Annotated in this window: 1 protein-coding gene; it reads left to right on the top strand. The window is 74.9% G+C overall.

Translation table 11 applies throughout. From position 1 onward, the window contains the following. Window positions 1-1,160, top strand: a 1,160-nt coding sequence (locus tag AC0CYZ_RS07355) for a lysylphosphatidylglycerol synthase transmembrane domain-containing protein (protein WP_472213803.1), incomplete at its 5' end; no start/stop codon positions are given. Window positions 1,161-1,457: the final 297 nt, after the last annotated feature.

Raw genomic sequence — 1,457 nt, 5'->3', positions numbered from 1 at the left:
GTGGGGGTGTGGGCGTGACGGTCGAGGGCGCGGTGCGCGAGGCGCGTCGCATCGCTGCCGGGCGCGTGGCGCGCATCGTCGCCGCCGTCGTGGTGGTCGGCGCGCTCGCCGTCGGGTGCGTCTGGATCGCCCCGACCATCCACGCGGCCGGCGCCGCCCTCGCGTCCGCCGACGCCGTCTGGGTGGTCCTCGCGATCTCGTTCGAGGCCGCCTCCATCCTGGCGTTCGCCCTGCTCCACCACCGACTGCTGCGCGCGGCCGCCGTTCACGTGCGCTTCCGCGCGGTCGTGCTGGTGACGCTGGCCGCGAACGCCCTGCACCTCACCGTGCCGGGCGGGGCCGCGCTGTCGACCGCCTACACGTTCCGCAAGCGCCGCAGCTGGGGCGCCAGCGGACCGATCACCACCTGGACGATGGTCGCGGGCGGGGTGGCCGCCAGCCTCGCGCTCGCCGGGATCGCCGTCGGCTCGGCGCTCGTGGTCAACGGTCGGGCCACCACGCTCGGGCCGCAGCTGCTGCAGCTGGCCGGGATCGTCGCGCTCGGCGCGGTCATCGTCGTCGTCAGCCGCCGCCCGGGCCTCATCACCGCCGTCGGCATCGGCGGCCTCCGCCTCGTCAACCGGGTGCGTCGCCGTCCGCGCGAGACGGGCGTCGCGGAGCTCACCACGCAGATCGAGGGCCTCGCCCTCATCGAGCTGCGTGGCGGCGGCCGGGTCGTCGTCGGGCTCTCGGCCCTGCTGAACTGGCTGTGCGACATCGCCTGCCTCGCGGCGTGCTGCGTCGCGGTCGGCGCGAACGGCATGACGGTCTCGCTGGTGCTCCTCGCTTACGCCGCGGCGACGGCCGCCTCCAGCGCGGCCTTCCTCCCGGGCGGGCTCGGTCTGGTCGACGGCGCCCTGCTCGCGGCCCTCGTCGCCGGCGGCGTGCCCTCGAAGCCCGCGCTGGCCGCGGTCCTGCTCTACCGGCTCATCAGCTTCGTCGGGGTCGCCGCCATCGGGTGGCTCGCGTGGCTGTGGCTGCACACCCACGGCGTCGACGAGACCCCGCTCGACGACAGCGACGACGAGATCCACACCATGCCCTTCCCGTCGGCCCGGACGCGTCGTGAGGCGCCGGTGGCCCCCGGTCGTGGCGGAGCGGTCCGGCCCCGAGCGAGCTGACCGGGTGTGGTTGTCACCTGGTCGGGTGGTCTGAACGGCCCAGAAGGCTTGTGAGCCGTTTGGAGTATCAGGAAGTCCATACGGACGCGCCGTTGTCGTGCGTGGACAGCGTGGGGGAACGGCTCCTCACGGCGACACGACTGACGGGGGCGTGTGTGAGCAGCGGACTGGCGAATCCGGAGTTCGTGCGACTCGGCGAGGCCCTGCAGGCGCAGGCCGGTGCGCCTGGGCGGGTGCGGCGCGCGGCGGCGACGATGGCCTGCGCGGTGCCCGCGCTGCGCGATCGCCTGCCGGTGC

It is taken from the genome of Actinomycetospora sp., from assembly GCF_055612215.1.
The sequence above is the reverse complement of the archived record's forward strand: the minus strand, read 5'-3'. Positions and strand labels throughout refer to the sequence as shown.